Source organism: Actinosynnema sp. NPDC059797 (assembly GCF_042732085.1).
In the GTDB taxonomy this organism is placed as follows: domain Bacteria; phylum Actinomycetota; class Actinomycetes; order Mycobacteriales; family Pseudonocardiaceae; genus Actinosynnema.
Genome location: NZ_JBHWIE010000770.1, coordinates 1 through 1,024, shown reverse-complemented (window position 1 = coordinate 1,024; position 1,024 = coordinate 1). Strand labels below are relative to the sequence as shown.

General features: G+C 78.7%; 1 protein-coding gene. It reads right to left on the bottom strand.

Going from position 1 to position 1,024, the window contains the following annotated elements; genetic code table 11:
* On the bottom strand, window positions 1–1,024 hold a 1,024-nt coding region (locus ACFV4N_RS44050; RefSeq protein ID WP_499678657.1), incomplete at both ends, for an Ig-like domain-containing protein.

Genomic DNA, 1,024 nt, shown 5'->3' with positions numbered 1-1,024 from the left:
CGTTCCACGTGGGCAGGCCCAGGACGGGCGAGGGCTCGGGCGCCCACGCGCCGGAGCCCTCGGGCGGTGGAGGCGGCGGACCGGGTGTGGGCGCGGGAACCGCGGGCTCGGCCCCGGTGGGGTCGGGCGCGGTGGGGTCGGGCGCGGTCGTGGGCGGCGGGCCGGCCGGCGGCGGGGTCAGCTCGAACGCCGTCAGCGGCGCCGACACCGGCACGGTCATCGTCCCCGCGACGTGGGTCGCGCCGCCGCACCGGAACGCGACCTCGTGCACCCCGGCGGCCAGGTCGGCCGGGACGATCGCGTGCAGGTCGATGAACTCCCAGGGCCGGGAGGCGTCCGCGCCGGGTCGCGACTCGTCCAGCCAGGTGCCCAGCGCGGAGCCGCCCACGACGATGACGCCCTCCAGGCACGCGGCGGGGTAGTCGTGCAGGTGGACGGTGACCTCGGGGGCGTCGGTCGACGGCCGGTCCCCGCCCGGCGGCGGCTCGGGCGGCGGCTCCGGGCGCGCTCGCACGGTGAGGCGCACCGTCGCCTCGGACGCGTCGCCGTCCGAGTCCGACACCAGGTAGGAGAACGAGTCGCCACCGGTGAAGCCCGGCGGGGGCGCGTACTCGACGCCCCCGTCCGCGGCGACGGCGTAGCGGCCGCCCCGGGCGGTGGTCCCGTTCCGCGCGGACCCCATGGCGGCCAGGTGGTCCCCGGCGGGGTGCGCGTCGTTGGCCAGCACGCCCGGGGCGGGCACGGTCAGCAGGACCCCGTCGGTCGCCTCGTACGCGTCGTCGCGCGGTTCCGGAGCCAACCGCACCCCGATGGTCACCGTCGCCGTGTTGCTGCGGTTCCCCGCGCCGTCGGTGATCCGGTAGGTCCACTCGGCGGTGAGCCCGCCACCGGGCCGCCAGCGGAACCCGGGCGGCGAGGCGGTCGGCTCGACGACGCCGTCCGTGGGCCCGGACACCAGCTCCACGGCGGCGCCGGCGGGGGCGGTGTCGTTGGCGAGCACGTCGACGGCGTACCAGCCCTCGAC